Raw genomic sequence first — 20610 nt, 5'->3', positions numbered from 1 at the left:
GAACCGCCCGATGGTGACCGCACCGCACGCAACCCGGGGTTGCGTGCGGTTTTTGCGTTCGCCGGGCGAACCGGTTCACGTTCCTCCGCCAATCCGGCTAACATCACACGCGATCCAGCCAATGAAGGAGTTCCGCATGGTGCGTCCGATGTTTCCGGGCCATGGTGCAACCAAGAAGCGGCCGTGCACGCGCGCAGGCCGGTTCGTGCCGATGCTCGTCGCCTCGCTGTCGCTGGCCGCTGCCGGCCTCGGCGCGTCCGGCAGCGCGCGCGCGGCGATGAATTTCTGCGCGGCGCCTGCGCTGCAGGCGAGCGAGACGACGCAGGCCGAACCGGGCGTGCAGGCGCTGATCCGCAGCGTCGACGCGCGCATCGGCGAGCAGCCGAAGGCGATGGCGCGCGTGCACACCGAAGGCACGCTGCCGCACGAAGGCATCTACGACCAGAGTGCGGCCGCGCTGAAGGACATGGACCTGATGCGCGACGCGGCGCTCGCGTGGCGCGTGACGAACGCGCCGCGCTACCTGCAGCTCGTCGACCGCTTCCTGTCCGCGTGGGTCTCGACCTACCAGCCGAGCTTCAATCCGATCGACGAAACGCGCTTCGAGAGCCTGATCGTCGCGTACGACATGACCGCGAGCGCGCTGCCGGTAAAAACCCGCAACGCGACGGCCGCGTTCATCGCGAAGCTCGGCGCCGGCTATGTCGCGCAGATCGACGCGCAGAAGCGCCCGCTCACCGGCACCTGGCGCAACAACTGGCAGAGCCACCGGATCAAGCTGGTCGCGCTGTCCGCGTTCACGCTCGGCGACCGCAAGATGATGAACGCCGCGCAGCGGCTGTTCGTCGAGCATCTCGCCGACAACATCGGCCCGGACGGCAAGACCTGGGACTTCGAGGAACGCGATGCGCTGCATTACGCGGTCTACGATCTGCAGCCGCTGGTGACGGCCGCGCTCGCCGCGCGCCGCTTCAACCGCAACTGGCTGCGCGAACGCGGCGCGAACGGCGCGACGCTCGCGGCGGCGCTCGACTGGCTCGTGCCGTATGCGCTCGGCGAGAAAACCCACGAGGAATTCGTGAATTCGCCGGTGCCGTTCGACGCGAAGCGCCGCGAGGCCGGCCTGCCGGGTTACACGGGGCAGTGGGACCCGAAAAACGCCACCGAACTCTTTCATCTGGCCGCGCGGCTCGACGGGCGCTATGCCCGCGTCGCGCAGCAGCTTTCCCCAACGCCGCCCGCATGGCTCGCCGCGTGCCTGCCATTGCAGGCGCGCTAGCAATTATTCTTATAGCAAGGCAGGTATCGAAATGGCAGTCAGCGTGTTTGACCTCTTCAAGATCGGCATCGGTCCGTCCAGTTCGCACACGGTCGGACCGATGCGCGCGGCGCTGATGTTCGTCCAGGGCCTCGAGCGCGACGGGCAGCTCGACGCGACGGCCCACGTGAAGGTCGAGCTGTACGGCTCGCTCGGCGCCACCGGCAAGGGCCACGGCACCGACCGCGGCGTGATGCTCGGCCTGCTCGGCGACGCGCCCGACACCGTCGATCCCGACACGATCGACGCGCGGCTGGAAGACGTGCGCAAGTCGAAGCAGCTCGCGCTGCTCGGCAAGCATCCGGTGCCGTTCGTGCTGAAGGAGAACATCGCGTTCTACCGCCAGGCGCTGCCCGAGCATCCGAACGGGATGAAGCTGCGCGCATCCGACGCGAACGGCGCGGTGCTGGTCGAGCGCACCTACCTGTCGGTCGGCGGCGGCTTCGTCGTGACGGCCGGCGCGCCGAACACGAAGGTGCTGAGCGCGGCCGAGCAGATGACGCACCCGTTCCGCACCGGCGCCGAGCTGCTCGCGCTGACCGAGTCGACCGGCAAGTCGATCGCGCAGCTGATGTGGGACAACGAGCGCGCGTGGCACACCGAGGAAGAAACGCGCGACGGGCTGCTGAAAATCTGGTCGGTGATGCAGTCGTGCGTGTCGCGCGGCTGCGGCATCGGCAACCCCGATGCCGACGGCAACCTGCCCGGCCCGTTCCAGGTCAAGCGCCGCGCGCCGCAGCTGTACCGCACGCTGACGGGCAGCCCGGAGCGCGCGCTGCAGGATCCGCTGTCGATGATCGACTGGATCAACCTGTACGCGATCGCGGTCAACGAGGAAAACGCGGCCGGCGGCCGTGTCGTCACCGCGCCGACCAACGGCGCCGCCGGCATCATCCCGGCCGTGCTGCACTACTACACGCGCTTCACGCCCGGCGCGAACGAGCAAGGCGTGATCGACTTCCTGCTGACGGCCGCCGCAATCGGCATTCTTTACAAGCTCAACGCGTCGATTTCGGGCGCGGAAGTCGGTTGCCAGGGTGAAGTGGGGGTTGCGTGCTCGATGGCGGCCGGCGCGCTCGCGGCCGTGCTCGGCGGCACGCCGCAGCAGGTCGAGAACGCGGCCGAAATCGGGATGGAACACAACCTCGGCCTCACCTGCGACCCGGTGGGCGGGATGGTGCAGATTCCGTGCATCGAGCGCAACGCGATGGCATCTGTGAAGGCCGTCAACGCGGCGCGCATGGCGCTGCGCGGCGACGGCTCGCACTACGTGTCGCTCGACTCCGTGATCAAGACGATGCGCGAGACGGGCGCCGACATGAAGACGAAGTACAAGGAAACGTCGCGCGGCGGGCTGGCGGTGAATATCGTCGAGTGCTGATGCCGGACCCGGCGATGGCGCGGGGTGGATCGACACCCTGCGTTGCCGCCGGGCATGGCGCCCGACGCTAGTCGTTCAGCCAGTTCTCCAGTCGCAACCCCGGATAGCTGACGAAATCGCGCTCGTTGTTGGTAACGAGGACGACATCGAGCGACACCGCATGAGCGGCGATCAATTTGTCGAGGTGATCCTTCTTTCGCTCACGGGTCGCGTCGCGGACCGGACCATACGCTCGCGCTGCCGCGGCGTCGAAAGGCGCGACGGGAATATCCTCGATCAATGCGGCGAGATTGCGGCGCTCTCGCGCGGGGCTCGTGCATGCGGTCACGCCGTACTCGAGCTCCGCATAGGTGATCGCCGACATGACGACGTCGCCCGTGTAGCACTGCGCAAACCGTCTCGCGACCTGCTCCGGCTGATTTTTCATCAGATAGATGCACATGTTGGTGTCGAGCATGAAGCGCGGCATCACAAACCCTCGCGTTCGGCCTGTTCCTGCTCGCCCCGCCCTTCGGCCATGAAATCCGGCCCGAATTTCGCGAATTTCTCAAGTACGTGGGTCAAAGGCCGCCGCATCGGCCGAATGCGGATTTCGTCACCGACGCGCTCGATTTCCAGTTCGATGTCGCTGCGATCATAAGCAAGGTCTGCAGGAATTCGCACGGCCTGCGAGTTGCCGTTCCTGAATACCCTCGTGGTATGCATGTCGATCTCCGGTCGGATGTACATTGTATGTACATTATCCGATGCGGGTCGAAATGTAAATCCATGTGTGTACATAAATCTCCCAATGGCGGTCTGCTCGACGCGTCAACATCAACCCCTCCCTGAACGCCGACATGCCGATTCAGCGTCCGGCTCAACATCCGTAGCGCTCACTTTTCACCATCGCGCCAGCGGGCACAAGCTGGCCATTCGGCCACCGAAGTCCTGACGCACCCGCCGCACCACCCAGCGTTCCGGCACTTTTCAGCAGCCGGCGTACCGGCGTAAGCTGTACGTCCCGCTACCCAGGGAGACGGCAGCCTATGTCGCATTCCAAGGATCTCGAGCCGCGCGCCACCACCGGTGCGCGACTGCTCGTCGATGCGTTGCTCGCCAATCACGTCGAACGCGTGTTCTGCGTGCCGGGCGAGAGTTTCCTCGCCGTACTCGATGCGCTCGCGGACGACACCGCGCGCATCCAGACGGTCGTCTGCCGCCACGAGGCGGCCGCCGCGAACATGGCCGAAGCGGTCGGCAAGCTGACCGGCCGCCCCGGCATCGCCTTCGTCACGCGCGGGCCCGGCGCAACCCATGCGTCGATCGGCGTGCACACCGCGTTCCAGGATTCGACGCCGATGATCCTGTTCGTCGGCCAGTGCGCACGCGAGCACCTCGACCGCGAAGCCTTCCAGGAAATCGACTACCGCCGGATGTTCGGCCAGATGGCGAAATGGGTCGCGCAGATCGACGACCCGCGCCGCATCCCCGAATACCTGAGCCATGCGTTCCACGTCGCGACGTCGGGCCGCCCCGGCCCGGTCGTGCTTGCGCTGCCCGAGGACGTGCTGTCCGAAGCGTGCGCGTCGCAGCCCGTCGTGCCGGCCGCGAAACGCATCGCGGCCGCACCGTCGGCCGCGCAGGTCGACGAATTGCGCGAGCGGCTCGCGCGCGCGGAACGGCCGGTCGCGATCGTCGGCGGCAGCGGCTGGACGCCCGACGCCTGCGCGAACCTGCGCACCTTCGTCGAACGCTGGCAGTTGCCGGTCGCCTGCGCGTTCCGCTTCCAGGACACGATCGACAACGCGCACCCGAACTACGCGGGCGACGTCGGGCTCGGGATCAATCCCGCGCTCGCGAAACGCATCCGCGACGCCGACCTGCTGCTCGTCATCGGGCCACGCCTCGGCGAAGCGACGACCGGCGGCTACACGCTGCTCGACATCCCGAAGACGCGCCAGACGCTGATCCATGTGCACCAGGGCGCGGACGAGCTCGGCCGCGTCTATGCGGCCGACCTGCCGATCGTGTCGGGGATGCCCGAGATCGCCGCGCCGCTCGCCGCGCTCGAGGCGCCCGAACGCCCCGCGTGGGCCGGCACGGCCGCCGACGCGCATCGCGCGTATCGCGAATGGCATGCGCCGCTGCCGATGCCCGGCGACGTGCAGCTCGGCGACGTGATGGTGCAGTTGCGCGAGCGCCTGCCGCACGACGCGATCCTCACCAACGGCGCCGGCAACTATGCAATCTGGCTGCATCGCCACTTTGCATACCGGCATTTCCGTTCGCAGCTCGCGCCGACCAGCGGCGCGATGGGCTACGGGCTGCCGGCCGCGCTCGCCGCGAAATCGCTGTATCCGCAGCGCGCGGTCGTCGCGCTCGCGGGCGACGGCTGCTTCATGATGGCCGGCAACGAGCTCGCGACCGCGATGCAATACGGGCTGAACATCGTCGCGATCGTCGTCAACAACGGGCATTTCGGCACGATCCGCATGCATCAGGAGCGCAACTACCCGGGCCGTGTGCACGGCACGGGGCTCACGAACCCCGATTTCGCCGCCTATGCGCGGGCGTTCGGCGCGCATGGCGAGACGGTCGAGCGCACCGCCGATTTCGCGCCCGCGCTCGAACGCGCGCTGACCTGCGGGCTGCCTGCGGTGATCGAGATCCGCATTCCGCAGGACGCCAGCACGCCGGCCGCGACGCTCGAACAGATCCGCGAGCAAGGCCGCCGCGCGCGCGGCGGATGACGGTGGAGACGCACATCGCGCCGCCCGGCGTCGCGCTGTCGCACGAGGATGCGCTGGCCTGCCCCGGCACGCTGCTCGCCCCCGACGGCACGCTCGTCGCGCCGTACGACGTCGAGCACGGCGGCGGGCGTGCCGACGGTCACGTGGCGGCCGCGCCCGCGCTCGGCCTGCTGCACGCCGCGCACCGGCCGTTCCGGCTCGACCATGACGGCACGCGGCACGTGCACGTGATCAACGGCATGGGCGTCACGCTCGGCGATTCGGTGATCGGGCTGACGGCCGTCGCCGCGCTGCGTGCGGCCCACCCGGGCCTGCGTTTCACGCTGTACCGGCCGGCCCGCGCGCCGCGCTACGTCGAAGCGCTATATGCGCTCGCGGCCGACGTCGTCGCGCCATCATGCACGCTGCCGTACCCGGTCGAAGCACTGCCCGCCGATGCACCGTGCATCGACGTCGGCAATCACCTGTACTGGCCCGCGTTCGCGCGGCTACCGATGATCGATTTCTTCCTGGATGCGCTCGGCGCCGACCCGGCCGCCGTGCCGGCCGCCGCGAAGCGCAACCGCTGGCTCGCACGGTTGCCGCTGCCTGCGCTGCCGGCCGCCTGGCAGCGGCCGTACGTGCTGTTCTGCCCGAATGCGAGCACGGCCGTGCGCAGCGTGCCGCCGGCGCTGCGCGCGGCGTTCGTGGATCGGCTCGTGCAGCGCTACGGGCTGCCGGTGGCCGGCTTCGGCGCGGTCGCGCATCCCGCTTACGTCGACGTGAGCAGCGACGCCACCGACACCGCGCGCTTCATCGCCTGGGTCAAGGGCGCCAGCATGCTGTTCACGCCCGACACGGCCGCGCTGCATCTCGCCGACGGGTTCGACGTGCCGACGCTCGCGTGCTTCACGACGATCGGGCCGGCGCTGCGCGTGCGCGACTATCCGCATTGCGTGCCGGTCGCGCTCGAGCTGCCCGTCGAATTGCACGGGTTGCATCGCAGCGAGCAGCCGGACGATCTGGCCGCAGTCGAAGCGGCTTACCGCGCCATCGACTGGGATGCGCTGGCGTGGCCCGCCCCGCGCGAAGCGGCAACGACGGTCAATTGAGCAAACCCGACGCGGCCTTCGGCAGGACAAACGAACAAGTAGCCGTACACGCACGCGCCCCGTGCTGACGCGGCACCGCCCCGGCTACCCGTTTCACCCCGCCGCGACCGTCACCGCGCGATCGCGCAGCGTCTCCGACGGCCGCTTGCCGAACAGCCGCCGGTAATCGGTCGCGAACTGGCTCAGGTGCCAGAAACCCCACGCCTCCGCGACATCCTGCACCGAGCCGGCCGCGCGGCCGCACAGGTCGCGCCGCGCGCCGTTCAGCCGCAGCGTGCGCAGATAGGTCGCGGGCGCCATCCCGAGCACGTCCTGGAAACAGTACTGCAGCGTGCGCCGGCTCACGTGCAGTTGCTCGCACAATTCCGGCACGCCGACAGGGCGCGTGCGATGGGCGAGCACGTAGTCGCGCGCCTGTTCGACGATCCAGCGCCGCGTCGACGGCGCGGCGCCGCTGCCGTCGTCGGCCGGTTGCGCGCACACATCGAACAGCGCGGCCAGCACGTCGGCCTGCAGGTCGTCGCGCTGCGCATCGGGCAGCGGGCCGTCCATCGCCACCGCGCCATCGAGACGGCTGCCGAGCAGCGCGCACAGGCGCGCGAGCCGCGCATCGCCGACCTGCATCACGCGCTGCGTGAACAGCCGCTCGTCGAGCGCGCGACGCTCGACTTCCTCCGCATAACGGCGCAGCACGTCGCCGCGCACGACGACGCCGTAGATCGAGAACTGCGCGGGCGTCACCAGTTCGAATTCGACGTTACCGGGCCGGAACGCCAGCGCGCCGGGCCCGATCCGGCACGCATCGACGCGCGCGGTGCCGTCGCACACGAGCGGGATGCCGAACCAGTACGCGTCGCCGCGCACTTCGCAGGCCTGGCGCAGCAGGTGGCTCGTCGATTCGCGAAACAGCTTCATCGTGTCGAGCGGCAGCTCGGTCAGCGTGCCGACGAAGCGGCCCGCCGCGAGCTGGTCGTAGGTCTGCCGCCAGCCGATCAGGTTGCGCGCCTGCTCGTCCGCATCGTGCGCGACGCTGACGACGGCCTGCCCGGCCAGCGCGTCGTCGCCCTGCGCGTTGCGCCGCGTGTCTTCGGCGGTCGGTTCTTCGCTACACGCCACGTGTTGATCCATCGTGTCCTCCCTCTCCTGCCCGGAACTGCGCGTATCACGCAAGTCCCGTGCCGAACCGCCCGGTCCGGCGCACGACCCGCCATTCCACACAGTCCGGCCGGCGCGCGCCATGCGGGCGCACCCGAAGACGGCGTACCGCGCACGCCGCCGGTGCGGCACGCGCGACGACTGCGCATCCGCGCCGTGACCGTCTCCCGGCTACCGGTTACCCGGCCGGCTTCAGCCGCACGACCCGCGTGCCGCAGTTGCCGTACGCCTGCGCGACCGCCAGCTCGACGATCGCGCTGCCGGCCGCCCACGGCGCCGCATCCGCTTCCGGCAGATCGGCCCGCAACGTCGCACGACCGTTGATTCGGTAGCGGATCCCGCGCACGAAATCGACGAACAGCAATCCGACCCCGCTGCCGTCGCAGGCAGCCGCATCGATCCGGCCGCCGCCTTCCGGTGCGGGCAACGCGAACCGCAGCGTCTTCGTGTCGATCACGCGCGCGACGGGCAGCAGATCGCCGTTCGCGTCGTGCAGGCTCTGCACGATGTCGCAGGTCACGACGGCGGGCGTGCCGCTTGCGGTGCCGACGAACATGAACGGCTGCGACTCGACGAACTGCCGCACGCCGAGGCTCAGGCGCGTGGTCACGACGTCGCTCATCCGCTCGGCTTCGTCGGCGACGCCGAAGCGGTGCTGCGCATCGAGCTCACCCGCATGGAATACCGGGTGACGGGGAAAGGATCGGGGCGGCTCTGCCATGCTGGTTGTCGTCGTCGCGCGCATCGACGCGCCGTGCCGCCGCGCGCCCGCGGCTGCCGGCATGGTTTCCGGCGCGGGCAGCAAGACAACGCGGCCCGCGCCGGGCGTCGAATCCTGGAATCGAACGGAGCGGAGCGCCGGGACCGACCGGCCCCGGCGCTCCGCCACCGCTTCGGCGATCAGAAGAACCCGAGCGCCTCGGCCTGGTAGCTGACCAGCAGGCATTTCGTCTGCTGATAGTTCGACAGCGCCATCTTGTGCGTCTCGCGGCCGATCCCCGACTGCTTGTAGCCGCCGAACGCCGCGTGCGCGGGGTACAGGTGGTAGCAGTTGGTCCACACGCGGCCGGCCTCGACCTCGCGGCCCATGCGGTACGCACGCGTGCCGTTGCGCGTCCACACGCCCGCGCCGAGCCCGTAGAACGTGTCGTTCGCGAGTTCGATCGCTTCCTGCTCGTCCTTGAACGTCATCACCGACGCGACCGGCCCGAAGATCTCTTCCTGGAACACGCGCATCTTGTTGTTGCCGAGCAGCATCGTCGGCTTCACGTAGTAGCCCGTGCCGAGTTCGGCGGCCGGTGCCGTGCGCTCGCCGCCCGTCAGGCATTGCGCGCCTTCGCCGCGGCCGATGTCGATGTACGACAGGATCTTGTCGAGCTGCTGCTGCGACGCCTGCGCGCCGATCATCGTCTGCAGGTCGAGCGGGTGGCCGGACTTGATGCGCTCGACGCGCGCGACGGCCTTCTCGATGAAGCGTTCGTAGATCGATTCCTGGATCAGGATCCGCGACGGGCACGTGCACACTTCGCCCTGGTTCAGCGCGAACATCGCGAGCCCTTCGAGCGCCTTGTCGAGGAACGCGTCGTCCTGGTCGAGCACGTCGGCGAAGAAGATGTTCGGGCTCTTGCCGCCCAGTTCGACCGTCGACGGGATCAGGCTGTCGGCCGCCGCACGCAGGATGTGCTTGCCGACCGGCGTCGAGCCCGTGAACGCGATCTTCGCGATCCGCTTGCTGGTCGCGAGCGCTTCGCCCGCTTCCTTGCCGAAGCCGTTCACGATGTTGATCGTGCCGGCCGGGAACAGGTCGCCGATCAGCTCCATCAGCACCAGCACCGACGCGGGCGTCTGCTCGGCCGGCTTCATCACGACGCAGCATCCGGCCGCGAGCGCCGGTGCGAGCTTCCACGCGGCCATCAGCAGCGGGAAGTTCCACGGGATGATCTGGCCGACGACGCCGAGCGGCTCGTGAAAGTGGTACGCGACGGTGTTGTCGTCGATTTCGGAGATGCCGCCCTCTTGCGCGCGGATGCAGCCCGCGAAGTAGCGGAAGTGGTCGATCGCGAGCGGCAGGTCGGCTGCCATCGTCTCGCGCAGCGGCTTGCCGTTGTCGATCGTCTCGGCCACGGCCAGCAGCTTCAGGTTCTTCTCCATCCGCTCGGCGGCGGCGAGCAGCAGGTTCGCACGCTCGGCCACGGACGTCTTGCCCCACTTGCGGCGCGCGGCATGCGCGGCGTCGAGCGCCAGCTCGATGTCGTCGGCGCCCGAGCGCGGGATGCGGCAGAACGGCTGGCCGTTGATCGGCGACACGTTCTCGAAATACTCGCCCTTCACCGGCGCCACCCACTTGCCGCCGATAAAGTTGTCGTACTGCTGACGGTACGGATATTCGACGTCGAGGCCCAGTTGCTTCAGGTCAAACGGGTTCATACATGTCTCCTGTTCATCGTGCTTGTGTGAGTACAGCGCCGGTTGGAATGCGCTGCACTCGTTTACGCAACATGCGTGCCAAACAGGATGGGAGCACGTCGATCACGGCCGGCCCGCGTGCGCACCGTGCAGTGTTCACGTGCGCGGCATGGCCGGTGTACCGATTCTGAACACCGCGGTTGCGCAGCGATGCGGCCGGTGTTCGGAATTTCCACAGTGAGCGGCGGTGCGCTGCCCGCGGACGCGCGCCTTGGCGCGTGGCATGTCGCTTGCGTGCGGATCAGGGATTCACACGCCACGGCGCACCTGCCGACCGACACCATGAACGATCGCGGCCCCCTGACCGACGACGCCATCGCGTTCATCCGCGAGCAGGCCTTCCTGATCGTCGCGACTGCCGACGCGGCCGGCAACGGCGACTGCTCGTACCGCGGCCGCCAGCCGCGCGGCGACGGCTCGTTCGAGCCGCTCGTCGATATCCCGGACCGCCGCACGCTGGTGCTGCCCGACTTCGCGGGCAACAACCTGTTCAACACGATCGGCAACCTGCTCGTGAATCCGGCGATCGCGCTGCTGTTCGTCGATTTCGTGCGCCAGACGACCTGGCTCGTGCAGGGCCGCGCGACGCTCGACGAGGAGGCGGGAAGCCGCGCGCACCTGTGGCCCGATGCGCTGCGCCATGTGGTGATCGACGTGGAACGGGCACAGGCGCGGACAGATGCGGCGCTGCCGTCGCTCGTGCTGGCGTGATGCACGGCCACGGCGAGTGCCGCGCGGATCGGCGGACCATGCGGGCACGGCGGCGGCATTGACCGATGTGCGGAAGCGCAGATTTGCCGATGTGCCGAGACGCAACGCTCAACGCCCGTGCGTCTCCGCACAGGCCGGTTCTGCCCGGCTGCGCGCCGACGCATCGGCGTGCGCACGGCCACCCGCATCGTCGCCCGTTTCGTCGTGAGCCGGACGGCCGCCGAGAAACACGAACACCACGCCGGCACACAGCACGGTGACGACGGCCAGCCCGGTCAGCAGCCGGTCGAACGCATGCGTGTAGCTCGCGATCAACGCCGCGTGCCCGACACCCGGCAACGCGGCCGCCGCGCCCGCGAGATCGCCGGTCGCGAGCCGCGCGGCGGCCCGCAGCGTCGCGTCCGGCGTGCCGGCGGCACCTGCCGCCTGCGTCAGTCCCGTTCGCGCCAGCCCGGCGAGCACCGCGCCGACGATCGCCAGCGCGATCCCCTCGCCGGCCACGCGCGTCGTGCTGAAAATTCCCGTCGCCATCCCGGCCCGCTCCTTCGGCACGACGCTCACCGACAGCCCGTCCATCAGCCCCCAGGGCATGCCGGCGCCGACGCCGATCGCGAGCATCGGCGCGATCGCCGCGGCCCCCGCGCCGCCGCGCAGCGCGCTGCCGAGCCACACGAGCCCTGCCGCCGCGACGAGGAGCCCCAGCCCCGAGATCACGCCGGCCGACAACCAGCGCGTGAGTGTCGCCGCGACGAACGGCACGACGAGCATCGGCGCTGAGATCGCGAGCATCAGCCAGCCGGCGTCGATTTCGCTGAAGCCGTCGATGCCGATGAAGCGCAGCGGCAGCACGACGAGCAGCACGATGTAGCAGCAGCACGTCGACACCGGCAGCACCTGCACGCCGACGAAGCGCGCGATGCGAAACAGCGACAGGTCGAGCATCGGCCGCGCGACGCGCGTCTCGATTACCGCGAACGCGCCCGCGCCGAGCGCCGCGCCGGCCAGCAGCGCGATCACGAGCGCACTCGACCAGCCGCGCGCGGGCGCCTCGATCACGCCGAACGTAAACAGCGTCAACGCGGCAGTGAACGCCGCCGTGCCGGGCCAGTCGAGCCCCGTTGCATGCGGGTCGCGTGACTCGTGCATGCGCGGCAGCCCGAACACCAGCGACAGCACGCCGGCCACCGCGCTCGTCACGAAGATCGCGCGCCAGCCGTAATGCCCGATCAGGCCGCCGGCCAGCACGGGCCCGAACGCGAGCCCGATGCCGAAGGTCGTGCCGAGCAGGCTGAACGCGCGCGTGCGCGCCGCGCCGTCGAACTCCTGCGCGAGCGCGGCCGTGCCGCCGGCGAGCGCCGCGGCCGCCGCGAGCCCTTGCGCGGCGCGCAGCAGGTCGACCGCGAGCATCGACGGCGCGAACGCGAGCGCGATCGACATCAGCGTGAAGCCGCCGACGCCGATCGCGAACAGGCGCTTGCGGCCGAACTGATCGGCGAGCGCGCCCGATGCCATCAGGAAGCTGCCGAACGCGAGCATGAACGCGTTGGTGATCCAGTTCATCGCGACCGGGCTGCCGTGCAGGTCGCGGCCGATCGCCGGCGTCGCGACCGCGCCGCCCGAAAACGACAGCGGCAGCGCGACGGCGGCCATGCAGACGGCGGCCAGCACCCATGCGCGCCGGCGCGCCGACTGGGCCGAAACGGCTGAAACAGGGTGATCCATCATCGCTCCTCGAAAAGCCGGCGCGGATGCGCCGTCAGAGAGACAGAAGATAAATCCGATTCAATCTGCGAAAAACCACGCGAAGTTCCATATATAACGGACTAAAATTCCGTAATTGCCCTGGCCGCGTGCGTCGTCGTACGCCCTTCGATTCGATGGAAAGATGGAAAACCTCACCGGCATCGTCGCGTTCGTCCGCACGGCCGAAGCGCTGAGCTTCGTCGCGGCCGGCCGCACGCTCGGCATCTCGGCATCGGCGGTCGGCAAGACGATCGCGAAACTCGAACAGTCGCTCGGCGTGCGCCTGTTCAACCGCACGACACGCCGCGTCACGCTGACCGAGGAGGGGCGGCACTTCTACGAACGCTGCCAGCGGATCCTCGAGGATTTCCGCGACGCGGAGGCGACCGTGACGGCGTCGGCGCAGCGCCCGCGCGGCAAGCTGCGCGTGAGCCTGCCGGTGATCGGCTACCGCTTCCTGCTGCCCGTGCTGCCCGAATTCCGGCAGCGCTATCCGGACGTCGAGCTCGATCTCGATTTCAACGACCGGATGGTCGACGTCGTCGAAGGCGGGTTCGACGCGGTGATCCGCAGCGGGCCGCTGTCGGATTCGAGCCTGATGTCGCGGCGGCTCGGCCCGTTCGCGTTCGTGCTGTGTGCGACGCCCGCGTATCTCGCGCAGGCCGGCACGCCGCGCACGCCGCGCGACCTCGAAGCGCACGACTGCGTGCGCTACTGCTTCCCCACCACCGGCAAGCTGCAGGACTGGGCGCTCGCCGCCGACGACGGCACGCCGCTGAAGCTGCGCACCGCGATGACCTGCAACAACATGGAGGCGCTGCGCGGCACCGTGCTCGCGGGGCTCGGCATCGGCTACATGCCCGACTTCCTCGCGCGCGACGCGCTCGAACAGGGTGCGCTCGTCACCGTGCTCGACGACTACCGGATCGCGCCGGGCCAGTTCTCGATCGTGTGGCCGTCGAGCCGGCAGTTGTCGCCGAAGCTGCGCGTGTTCGTCGATTTCCTGTGCGAGCGGCTGTTCAGGTAGTCACGCCGCCCCGATCCGCTCCGCCTCCAACGGCGGCAGCAGCGCGTCGCTGTCGTCCTTCAGCCCGACGCCCGTCAGCTGGAGCCTGCGCGCATGCGTCATCAGGTAATGCAGCTTGTGCGCGGCGGCCGCGTGCGGCAGCCCTTCGGGCCGCACGTTCGAGATGCAGTTGCGCAGCGCATCGTGACAGCCGACTTTCGGCGCCCACGTCAGGTACACGCCGAGGCTGTCCGGCGAGCTGAGCCCCGGCCGTTCGCCGATCAGCATCGCGACGACCTTCGCGCGCAGCAGCTCGCCGATCTCGTCGCCGAGCGCGACGCGCGCCTGCGTCGCGACCACCACCGGGCCGATCCGCCAGCCGTCCGCCTCGAGCCGCGGCCGCACGGCCTGCAGCAGCGGCAGCGCCTGCTTCGCGGCCGCGAATGCCGACAGCCCGTCGCCGACCACGAACACGACGTCGGGCGCTTCGTCGAGCGCCGCGCCGTAACCGGCGAGCAGCCCGCAGCTGTCGTCCGACAGCTTGCGGCCGAGATCGGGCCGGCGCAGGTAGTGGTCGCGGTCGGGCGCGGCGCTCTGCACGCGCAGCGTCGGCAGCAGGCCGGCCGCCTCGATCTCGCGCCGCAGCGCGTCCGCGTCGAGCGGCTGGTGCACGGCGTCGCGCGCCTGCGCGTGCGACAGGTTGAAGGCCAGCAGCGGCGCGGTCGGCAGGCTGTTGCCCGCGCGGCCGAGCGCGATCCGCGCGTTCGTGAACGACTTCAACTGGCCCCACGGATTCTTTTCGACGGCATCGCTCATGCTGACAACCCCATCCAGTCGTTCGCGCCGGCCAGAAGCGGCACGCGGGCCGACGCGGCGCGCAGCGCGCCGTGCGCGTCGGCGATCTCCATCGTCTCCAGCCACTCCTCGAATTCCGGTGCACGGCGCAGCCCGAGCACCTCGCGCACATAGAGCTGATCGTGGAACGACGTGCTCTGGTAGTTCAGCATCACGTCGTCCGCACCCGGAATCCCCATGATGAAGTTGATGCCGGCCGCACCGAGCAGCGTCAGCAGCGTATCCATGTCGTCCTGGTCGGCTTCCGCATGGTTCGTGTAGCAGATGTCGCAGCCCATCGGCACGCCGAGCAGCTTCCCGCAGAAGTGATCCTCGAGCCCCGCGCGGATGATCTGCTTGCCGTCGTACAGGTACTCGGGGCCGATGAAGCCGACCACCGTATTCACGAGGAACGGCTCGAACTTGCGCGCGACCGCATACGCGCGCACTTCGCAGGTCTGCTGGTCGACGCCGAAATGCGCGTTTGCCGACAGCGCGCTGCCCTGGCCCGTCTCGAAGTACATCAGGTTGTTGCCGACGGTGCCGCGGCGCAGCGACAACGCGGCCTCGTGCGCTTCGCCGAGCAGCGCGAGCGAGATGCCGAAGCTCGCGTTCGCCTTCTCGGTGCCCGCGATCGACTGGAACACGAGGTCGACCGGCGCGCCCTTCTCGATCGCGGCGATCGTGTTGGTCACGTGCGTGAGCACGCACGACTGCGTCGGCACGCCGTAGCGTTCGCGGAACCCGTCGATCATCGCGAGCAGCTTCATGATCGCCGCGAGGCTGTCGGTCGCCGGGTTGATGCCGATCATCGCGTCGCCGCAGCCGTACATCAGGCCGTCGAGCATCGATGCGGCGATGCCTTTCACGTCGTCGGTGGGGTGGTTCGGCTGCAGCCGGACCGACATCCGGCCGGCGAGCCCGACCGTGTTGCGAAAGCGCGTGACGACGCGGCGCTTGCGTGCGGCCGCGATCAGGTCCTGGTTGCGCATCAGCTTCGACACGGCCGCGACCATCTCGGGCGTGAGGCCCGGCGCGATCCGTTCGAGCGCCGCGCCGTCGGCGGCGGGCGACAGCAGCCAGTTGCGGAAATCGCCGACGGTGAGGTGCGAGATTTCCGCGAACGCGTGCGCGTCGTGATCGTCGATGATCAGGCGCGTGACCTCGTCGTGTTCGTACGGAATCACCGCTTCGTTCAGGAACGCCTTCAGCGGCACGCCCGCGAGCGCGATCTTCGCGGCCACGCGCTCCTCCTCGCTCGCCGCCGCGACACCGGCGAGCTGGTCGCCGGAACGCAGCGGGCTCGCCTTCGCGAGCAGCGTCTTCAGGTCCGCGAAGCGGTACGTGCGCGGACCGATCGTCTCCGTGTAGGACATCGTTCGAATCTCCTTGCCAAAAGCCGACGGCGCGCCCGTTCGACAGGGCGCGCCGGATACCGTCAGAAACGGCCTGCCACTTTCGCCTTCACCTGCTCACTCCTCCAGCAGCGCGTCGCCCGGCGCACTCGCCCGCTGCGAACGCGTCGCGAGGAAGTATGCGTAGCCGACCGCGAGGAAGCCGACGAACACCAGCGCGACCAGCCCGTTGAAGTACACCATGGTCGCGAGACAGACGAGTGCCGCCAGGATCGCGAATGCCGGGAAGATCGGGTACAGCGGCGCGCGGAACGGCCGCTCCAGGTTCGGCTGCGAGCGGCGCAGCTTGAACAGCGCCGCCATGCTCACGATATACATCACGATCGCGCCGAACACCGACATCGTCACGATATTCGCGGTGAGCGTCTGGCCGCCGAACTGGATCAGCTCGTCGCTGTAGATCGCCGCGATGCCGACCACGCCGCCCGCGAGGATCGCGCGATGCGGCGTCTTGAAGCGGGGATGCACCTTGCCGAGCCATTCGGGCAGGTAGCCCTCGCGGGCCAGCGCGAAGATCTGGCGCGAATAACCGAGGATGATCCCGTGGAACGACGCGACGAGCCCGAACAGCCCGAGCCACACGAGCATGTGCATCCAGCCGCTGTTCGCGCCGACGATGTACTTCATCGCCTGCGGCAGCGGATCGTTGATGTTCGCGAGCTTGGTCCAGTCGCCCGCGCCGCCGGCGAACACCATCACGCCGATCGCGAGCGCGACGAGGGTCAGGATCCCGGCCACGTAGGCGATCGGAATCGAGCGCTTCGGGTTCTTCGCTTCCTCGGCGGCCATCGCGACGCCTTCGATCGCGAGGAAGAACCAGATCGCGAACGGGATCGCCGCGAACATCCCGTGGAACGCGCCCATGCTGAAATGATCGGCGCCCGACCAGCCGCCCTTCATGAAGTTGCTCCACGCGAAGCCCGGCGACACGACGCCCATGAACACCAGCAGCTCGAAGATCGCGAACAGCGTGACGACGAGCTCGAAGGTCGCCGCGATCTGCACGCCGACGATGTTCAGCGCCATGAACACGAGATACGCGCCCATCGCCGCGTGTTTCGGTTCGAGCCCCGGGAACTGCACGTGCAGGTAGGCGCCGATCGCGAGCGCGATCGCGGGCGGCGCGAACACGAACTCGACGAGCGTCGCGGCGCCGGCGAGATAGCCGCCGGTCGGGCCGAACGCGCGGCGCGCATACGCAAACGGGCCGCCCGCGTGCGGGATCGACGTCGTCAGCTCGGTGAAACTGAAGATGAAGGTCGTATACATCGCCGCGACGAACAGCGCGGTGATGACGAAACCCAGCGTGCCTGCGCTCGCCCAGCCGTAACTCCAGCCGAAGTATTCGCCGGAAATCACGAGGCCGACCGCGATGCCCCACAGTTGCCAGGTCCCGAGCGTCTGCTGCAGCGCGGGCTGGCCGGACTTTGCGCCGGCGGCGGGCCGGCCATTCGACTCTGCTTTCATCGGACTCTCTCCTCAAAGGCGCCGGGCCTGCCGGCCAGCGCAACTGAGAATCGATGCTAGAGAGTCATTAAACGACGTGTTATCGAAATTCGGCAAAGATCGCGGCTGACGTTTCGCTTGCAGAAACGCCCGCCGCGTTCGTTGCGACGTCGATCCGGCCGCGCGGCGCAGGCCGGATCGCCCGTGCTCACTGGCCGCCGCCGCGCTGGTTGAACCAGCGGTCGAGCAGCTTGCCGGCCGCCTCGCGGCCGCCGAGGCCGAACGACAGCGCCACCGCCACCGCGATCGCGCCGAGCACCAGGCCGAACGCGAGCTGGACGATTTCGTTGGCAATCCCCATCGCCCGCAGCCCCATCGCGAACACGAGGCCGAGGATCGCGAATTGCGCGATGCGCGCGAACAGCACGCTGTGCTCGCGGTCGGCCTGCTCGATCACGCGGCGCGCGAGGCCCGCGAGCCACACGCCGATCACGAGGATCACGCCGCCCATCAGCACGTGGCCGCCGAATTCGATGAACAGCGTGACGACGTCGCGCACCTGCGAGAAGCCGAGCCGGTTCGCGGCTTCGACCGACGCGAACAGCATCGCGAAGAACACGATCAGCCGTGCGACCAGCACCGACGGCTGCAGGATCCCCGAGAACACGCGCTCGACGCCGAGCACGGCCGGCAGCCCGTCGACACCGGCCGCTTCGAGCAGCTTCTGCGCGAGCGATGCGACGAAGCGCGCGAAGTAGAACGTGACGAGCACGATCACGATCGCCGCGACGATGTCCGGCACCGCGCCGAGGAACTGGTTCAGCATGTTGGTCGCGGGAATCGAGATCGCCTCGATCTTCAGCGCGTCGAGCGCGGAGATCAGCGTCGGCACGAACACGAACACGTAGACGATCGTGCCGATCAGGCTCGACACGCGCACGGGCGTCGGGCTGTCGAGACGCTGCGTGAGGCGGTCGGCGCCGGCGGCGACGAGCAGGTTCGTCACGAGGCCGCGCAGCACCCGCGCGACGATCCAGCCGACGAAGCCGATCACCGCGGCCGCGAACAGGTTCGGCACGATCGCGAGCAGCTTGTCGACCATCCCCTGCACCGGCGACAGCAGGCCCGACAGCGCGAACGACGCGAGGATCGCCGGCAGGAACATCAGGATCACGAGCCAGAACAGCACGTCGCCGAGATAGCCGCTCATCGGCTGCATGCCGGCACCTTCGGACAGCTTGTCGTCGATCTTGCTGGCCTTCAGCGCGCGGTTCGCGAGGCTGCGCAGCAGCGACGCGATCAGCCATGCGATCAGCGTCAGCGCCGCGCCGCCGATCAGGTTCGGCAGGTAGTTGACGATGTGCGTGACGAGCAGCGAGAACGGATTGGACACCGCGTACAGGTTGAGCACGTTGAAGATGCCCACCGCGGTGACGAGCAGCACGAGCCAGAACAGCCCGCCGGCGATGATGCGCTCGACGCACGCGCCCTGGCCGGTGCTGTCGGTGATCCGCTTGTCGACCTTCAGCGCGTTGAGCAGGCGCAGCGCGCCGGCCCGCACCACCACGGCGATCAGCCAGCCGATCACCAGGATGCCGATCGCGCCGGCGATCTTGGGCAGGTATCCGCCTAGCGTGGTCTGCAGCGACGTGATGAAGCTGGAAGCATCCATTTCTTCTTCTCCCGAAAAACGTGGTGTTGCGATTGGACATCGACGAACTACCTGCGTACTTCGAAAAGCGTGCTGCCCGGCTTGGGTGACCGGTTCGAGCAACTTACCCGAGAAAAATGACGCGATCACCCGATTTCACCGTCTTTAACTTTAGTCGTTGATCGCGGAGGGGCAAGACCCCATTTCGTGGAAATTTAAAAGGGGCGGATTCATCCGCGGCGCGGCATTTCCGCAAGATTTGTCCATTCGGCCCGTGCTACCGTGACGTCGGTTCCAGCCCGGACACGTCGATGACCCCAGCCGAAACGAAAACCGACCCGCCCGCGTGGGTCCGCTACGCGGCCAGCGTGGCGCGCGTCCACGCGTACATCAGCGCGCATCTCGACGGCCCGCTCGACCTGAACCGGCTCGCCGAAATCGCATGCCTGTCGCCGTATCACTGGCAGCGCGTCTACCGCGCGCTGTACGGCGAGTCGATCGTGCTGACGGTGCGGCGGATGCGGATCGTGCGGGCGTCCGAGGATCTCGTCTGCACCGCACGGCCGCTCGACGAGATCGCGCGGCGCGCGGGCTACGGTTCGACGCACGCGTTCGCGCGGGCGTTTCGCGACGCGTACGGCGTGCTGCCCGCGCAGCACCGGCGCACGGGCACCCACCGGCCGATTTATCCGCTACAGCGAGGAGAGGAAGACATGTTCAAGCACGAGGTCGAGATCCGGCGCCTGCCGGAACTGCACGGCTACGCGGTGGCGCACACCGGCGCGTACATGAAGGTGGGCGATGCGTTCGGGCGGATCGGCGCGTGGGTCGCGCAGCACGGGCTGATCGGGCCGGGCGCGAAGATGATCGGCATTTTCTACGACGATCCGGACACGACGCCCGAAGCGCAGTTGCGCGCGAAGGCCTGCTTCATGCCGGCCGACGGCGCGCCGGACGTCGAGCCCGTGCCGCCGGTGGAACGCGCGACGGTGGCAGGCGGCGAATATGCGGTGCTGCTGCATACGGGGCCGTATGCGGACCTGAAGACGGCCTACCAGTGGCTCTACGGCGACTGGCTGCGTCACTCGGGCCGCGAGGCCGCCGACGCGCCGCCGTTCGAGCTGTACCTCAATACGCCGATGGACACGGCACCGGCGGACCTGCTCACCGAAATTCACCTGCCGTTGCGCTGAGTGAACGGCCGCTGCGGCGGCCATGAAACGAAACGCGCCGGCCGATGCTCATGCCCGGCCGGCGCGAATGAGCGGCATACCTGTTACGTCGCCTGCGTCCCGCACCCGGGACAGAAGCGGGCGTCGGCCGCCAGCGCCGTGTGGCAGCGGCTGCAGGCGCGGCTGCGTTGCGCCGCGCCGCACTGCGCGCAGAACCGCGCGTCCGCCGCATTGAGCGCGCCGCAGCCCGCACACGCAAGCTGGCTCAGCGGCACGTTGCCGCCCTGCCCGCCGTTTGCCGCATCGGCCGGCGCCTGCCAGCCCCAGCCGTGGCGATCGCGGCCGCGCGCATCGTGACCGCCATGCCCGTCTCCGCGCTGTCCGCCGTGATGCCCGCCTCCGCCGCCGTGGCCGCCGTTCCCGCTGCTGCCATGCCCGTTGCCATGGCCACCGCCGTGGCCGCCCAGGATCCGTTTCAGAAAGCTCATC

Annotated in this window: 18 protein-coding genes; 7 read left to right on the top strand and 11 right to left on the bottom strand. The window is 68.9% G+C overall.

The features are described from left to right. The first annotated feature begins 136 nt into the window (after positions 1–136). Together AC5LXX_RS00720 and AC5LXX_RS00715 are read left to right on the top strand one after the other, a co-directional pair. A complete protein-coding gene (locus AC5LXX_RS00720; protein ID WP_493410200.1) occupies positions 137–1279 on the top strand; it encodes an alginate lyase family protein in 1143 nt (380 codons plus the stop codon). A gap of 31 nt (positions 1280–1310) precedes the next feature. Next, positions 1311–2699, top strand: coding sequence for an L-serine ammonia-lyase (locus AC5LXX_RS00715; RefSeq protein WP_493410199.1), 1389 nt, complete (start codon positions 1311–1313; stop codon positions 2697–2699). 67 nt (positions 2700–2766) lie between these two features. Here the strand turns inward: AC5LXX_RS00715 and AC5LXX_RS00710 are convergent, their stop codons facing one another. Both AC5LXX_RS00710 and vapB read right to left on the bottom strand, forming a co-directional pair. Beyond that, positions 2767–3168, bottom strand: a complete 402-nt coding sequence (locus AC5LXX_RS00710; protein ID WP_493410198.1) for a type II toxin-antitoxin system VapC family toxin — start codon at positions 3166–3168, stop codon at positions 2767–2769. Continuing rightward, on the bottom strand, positions 3168–3404 hold the full coding sequence (gene vapB, locus AC5LXX_RS00705; RefSeq protein ID WP_493410197.1) for a type II toxin-antitoxin system VapB family antitoxin: 237 nt from the start codon (positions 3402–3404) through the stop codon (positions 3168–3170). Before vapB ends, AC5LXX_RS00710 begins: the two co-directional genes overlap by 1 nt. A gap of 323 nt (positions 3405–3727) precedes the next feature. Here vapB and AC5LXX_RS00700 point away from each other — a divergent pair, with 323 nt between their 5' ends. Together AC5LXX_RS00700 and AC5LXX_RS00695 are read left to right on the top strand one after the other, a co-directional pair. Next, on the top strand, positions 3728–5431 hold the full coding sequence (locus AC5LXX_RS00700) for a thiamine pyrophosphate-binding protein (protein ID WP_493410196.1): 1704 nt from the start codon (positions 3728–3730) through the stop codon (positions 5429–5431). Beyond that, positions 5428–6522, top strand: a complete 1095-nt coding sequence (locus tag AC5LXX_RS00695) for a glycosyltransferase family protein (RefSeq protein ID WP_493410195.1) — start codon at positions 5428–5430, stop codon at positions 6520–6522. Before AC5LXX_RS00700 ends, AC5LXX_RS00695 begins: the two co-directional genes overlap by 4 nt. Positions 6523–6615: 93 nt before the next feature. Here the strand turns inward: AC5LXX_RS00695 and AC5LXX_RS00690 are convergent, their stop codons facing one another. The 3 genes from AC5LXX_RS00690 to exaC all read right to left on the bottom strand — a co-directional run bounded on the left by AC5LXX_RS00690 (position 6616) and on the right by exaC (position 10104). Then, a complete protein-coding gene (locus AC5LXX_RS00690; protein WP_124454688.1) occupies positions 6616–7650 on the bottom strand; it encodes a helix-turn-helix domain-containing protein in 1035 nt (344 codons plus the stop codon). A gap of 205 nt (positions 7651–7855) precedes the next feature. Beyond that, positions 7856–8398 (bottom strand): hypothetical protein, encoded by a 543-nt coding sequence (locus AC5LXX_RS00685; RefSeq protein ID WP_493410194.1) that lies wholly within the window; start codon positions 8396–8398, stop codon positions 7856–7858. 179 nt (positions 8399–8577) lie between these two features. Continuing rightward, the gene (exaC, locus tag AC5LXX_RS00680) at positions 8578–10104 is read right to left on the bottom strand and encodes an acetaldehyde dehydrogenase ExaC (protein ID WP_493402010.1); all 1527 of its coding nucleotides are present in this window, start codon (positions 10102–10104) and stop codon (positions 8578–8580) included. A gap of 321 nt (positions 10105–10425) precedes the next feature. On the opposite strand from exaC, the gene AC5LXX_RS00675 reads away from it, so the two are divergent. Further along, entirely contained in the window at positions 10426–10854 is a 429-nt protein-coding gene (locus AC5LXX_RS00675; protein WP_493410193.1) for a pyridoxamine 5'-phosphate oxidase family protein, read from the top strand. A gap of 108 nt (positions 10855–10962) precedes the next feature. Here the strand turns inward: AC5LXX_RS00675 and AC5LXX_RS00670 are convergent, their stop codons facing one another. Next, positions 10963–12576, bottom strand: a complete 1614-nt coding sequence (locus tag AC5LXX_RS00670) for an MFS transporter (RefSeq protein WP_493410192.1) — start codon at positions 12574–12576, stop codon at positions 10963–10965. 163 nt (positions 12577–12739) lie between these two features. Here AC5LXX_RS00670 and AC5LXX_RS00665 point away from each other — a divergent pair, with 163 nt between their 5' ends. After that, positions 12740–13624 carry a LysR family transcriptional regulator gene (locus AC5LXX_RS00665; RefSeq protein ID WP_493410191.1) on the top strand — a complete coding sequence of 295 codons (885 nt, stop codon included), beginning with the start codon at positions 12740–12742 and terminating at the stop codon, positions 13622–13624. Here the strand turns inward: AC5LXX_RS00665 and eutC are convergent, their stop codons facing one another. The 4 genes from eutC to AC5LXX_RS00645 all read right to left on the bottom strand — a co-directional run bounded on the left by eutC (position 13625) and on the right by AC5LXX_RS00645 (position 18970). After that, positions 13625–14419 carry an ethanolamine ammonia-lyase subunit EutC gene (gene eutC, locus AC5LXX_RS00660; protein ID WP_493410190.1) on the bottom strand — a complete coding sequence of 265 codons (795 nt, stop codon included), beginning with the start codon at positions 14417–14419 and terminating at the stop codon, positions 13625–13627. It abuts the gene before it with no gap. After that, positions 14416–15813 carry an ethanolamine ammonia-lyase subunit EutB gene (locus AC5LXX_RS00655; RefSeq protein ID WP_493410189.1) on the bottom strand — a complete coding sequence of 466 codons (1398 nt, stop codon included), beginning with the start codon at positions 15811–15813 and terminating at the stop codon, positions 14416–14418. Before AC5LXX_RS00655 ends, eutC begins: the two co-directional genes overlap by 4 nt. 96 nt (positions 15814–15909) lie before the next feature. Continuing rightward, positions 15910–17319 (bottom strand): ethanolamine permease, encoded by a 1410-nt coding sequence (gene eat / locus AC5LXX_RS00650; protein ID WP_493410188.1) that lies wholly within the window; start codon positions 17317–17319, stop codon positions 15910–15912. Between the two features lie 187 nt (positions 17320–17506). Next, entirely contained in the window at positions 17507–18970 is a 1464-nt protein-coding gene (locus AC5LXX_RS00645) for a mechanosensitive ion channel (protein ID WP_124454669.1), read from the bottom strand. A gap of 290 nt (positions 18971–19260) precedes the next feature. Between AC5LXX_RS00645 and AC5LXX_RS00640 the strand changes: the two genes are divergently transcribed. Continuing rightward, a complete protein-coding gene (locus tag AC5LXX_RS00640; RefSeq protein ID WP_493410187.1) occupies positions 19261–20142 on the top strand; it encodes an AraC family transcriptional regulator in 882 nt (293 codons plus the stop codon). An 83-nt stretch (positions 20143–20225) separates the two neighbouring features. Here the strand turns inward: AC5LXX_RS00640 and AC5LXX_RS00635 are convergent, their stop codons facing one another. Then, positions 20226–20609 carry a zinc ribbon domain-containing protein gene (locus AC5LXX_RS00635; protein ID WP_493410186.1) on the bottom strand — a complete coding sequence of 128 codons (384 nt, stop codon included), beginning with the start codon at positions 20607–20609 and terminating at the stop codon, positions 20226–20228. Position 20610: the final 1 nt, after the last annotated feature.

The organism is Burkholderia torrens, from assembly GCF_984668525.1.
The sequence above is the reverse complement of the archived record's forward strand: the minus strand, read 5'-3'. Positions and strand labels throughout refer to the sequence as shown.

Coding starts and splice junctions, on each gene's coding strand:
- AC5LXX_RS00720 (WP_493410200.1), top strand. CDS start 137: ATGGTGCGTCCGATGTTTCCGGGCCATGGTGCAACCAAGAAGCGGCCG.
- AC5LXX_RS00715 (WP_493410199.1), top strand. CDS start 1,311: ATGGCAGTCAGCGTGTTTGACCTCTTCAAGATCGGCATCGGTCCGTCC.
- AC5LXX_RS00710 (WP_493410198.1), bottom strand. CDS start 3,168: ATGCCGCGCTTCATGCTCGACACCAACATGTGCATCTATCTGATGAAA.
- vapB (WP_493410197.1), bottom strand. CDS start 3,404: ATGCATACCACGAGGGTATTCAGGAACGGCAACTCGCAGGCCGTGCGA.
- AC5LXX_RS00700 (WP_493410196.1), top strand. CDS start 3,728: ATGTCGCATTCCAAGGATCTCGAGCCGCGCGCCACCACCGGTGCGCGA.
- AC5LXX_RS00695 (WP_493410195.1), top strand. CDS start 5,428: ATGACGGTGGAGACGCACATCGCGCCGCCCGGCGTCGCGCTGTCGCAC.
- AC5LXX_RS00690 (WP_124454688.1), bottom strand. CDS start 7,650: ATGGATCAACACGTGGCGTGTAGCGAAGAACCGACCGCCGAAGACACG.
- AC5LXX_RS00685 (WP_493410194.1), bottom strand. CDS start 8,398: ATGGCAGAGCCGCCCCGATCCTTTCCCCGTCACCCGGTATTCCATGCG.
- exaC (WP_493402010.1), bottom strand. CDS start 10,104: ATGAACCCGTTTGACCTGAAGCAACTGGGCCTCGACGTCGAATATCCG.
- AC5LXX_RS00675 (WP_493410193.1), top strand. CDS start 10,426: ATGAACGATCGCGGCCCCCTGACCGACGACGCCATCGCGTTCATCCGC.
- AC5LXX_RS00670 (WP_493410192.1), bottom strand. CDS start 12,576: ATGGATCACCCTGTTTCAGCCGTTTCGGCCCAGTCGGCGCGCCGGCGC.
- AC5LXX_RS00665 (WP_493410191.1), top strand. CDS start 12,740: ATGGAAAACCTCACCGGCATCGTCGCGTTCGTCCGCACGGCCGAAGCG.
- eutC (WP_493410190.1), bottom strand. CDS start 14,419: ATGAGCGATGCCGTCGAAAAGAATCCGTGGGGCCAGTTGAAGTCGTTC.
- AC5LXX_RS00655 (WP_493410189.1), bottom strand. CDS start 15,813: ATGTCCTACACGGAGACGATCGGTCCGCGCACGTACCGCTTCGCGGAC.
- eat (WP_493410188.1), bottom strand. CDS start 17,319: ATGAAAGCAGAGTCGAATGGCCGGCCCGCCGCCGGCGCAAAGTCCGGC.
- AC5LXX_RS00645 (WP_124454669.1), bottom strand. CDS start 18,970: ATGGATGCTTCCAGCTTCATCACGTCGCTGCAGACCACGCTAGGCGGA.
- AC5LXX_RS00640 (WP_493410187.1), top strand. CDS start 19,261: ATGACCCCAGCCGAAACGAAAACCGACCCGCCCGCGTGGGTCCGCTAC.
- AC5LXX_RS00635 (WP_493410186.1), bottom strand. CDS start 20,609: ATGAGCTTTCTGAAACGGATCCTGGGCGGCCACGGCGGTGGCCATGGC.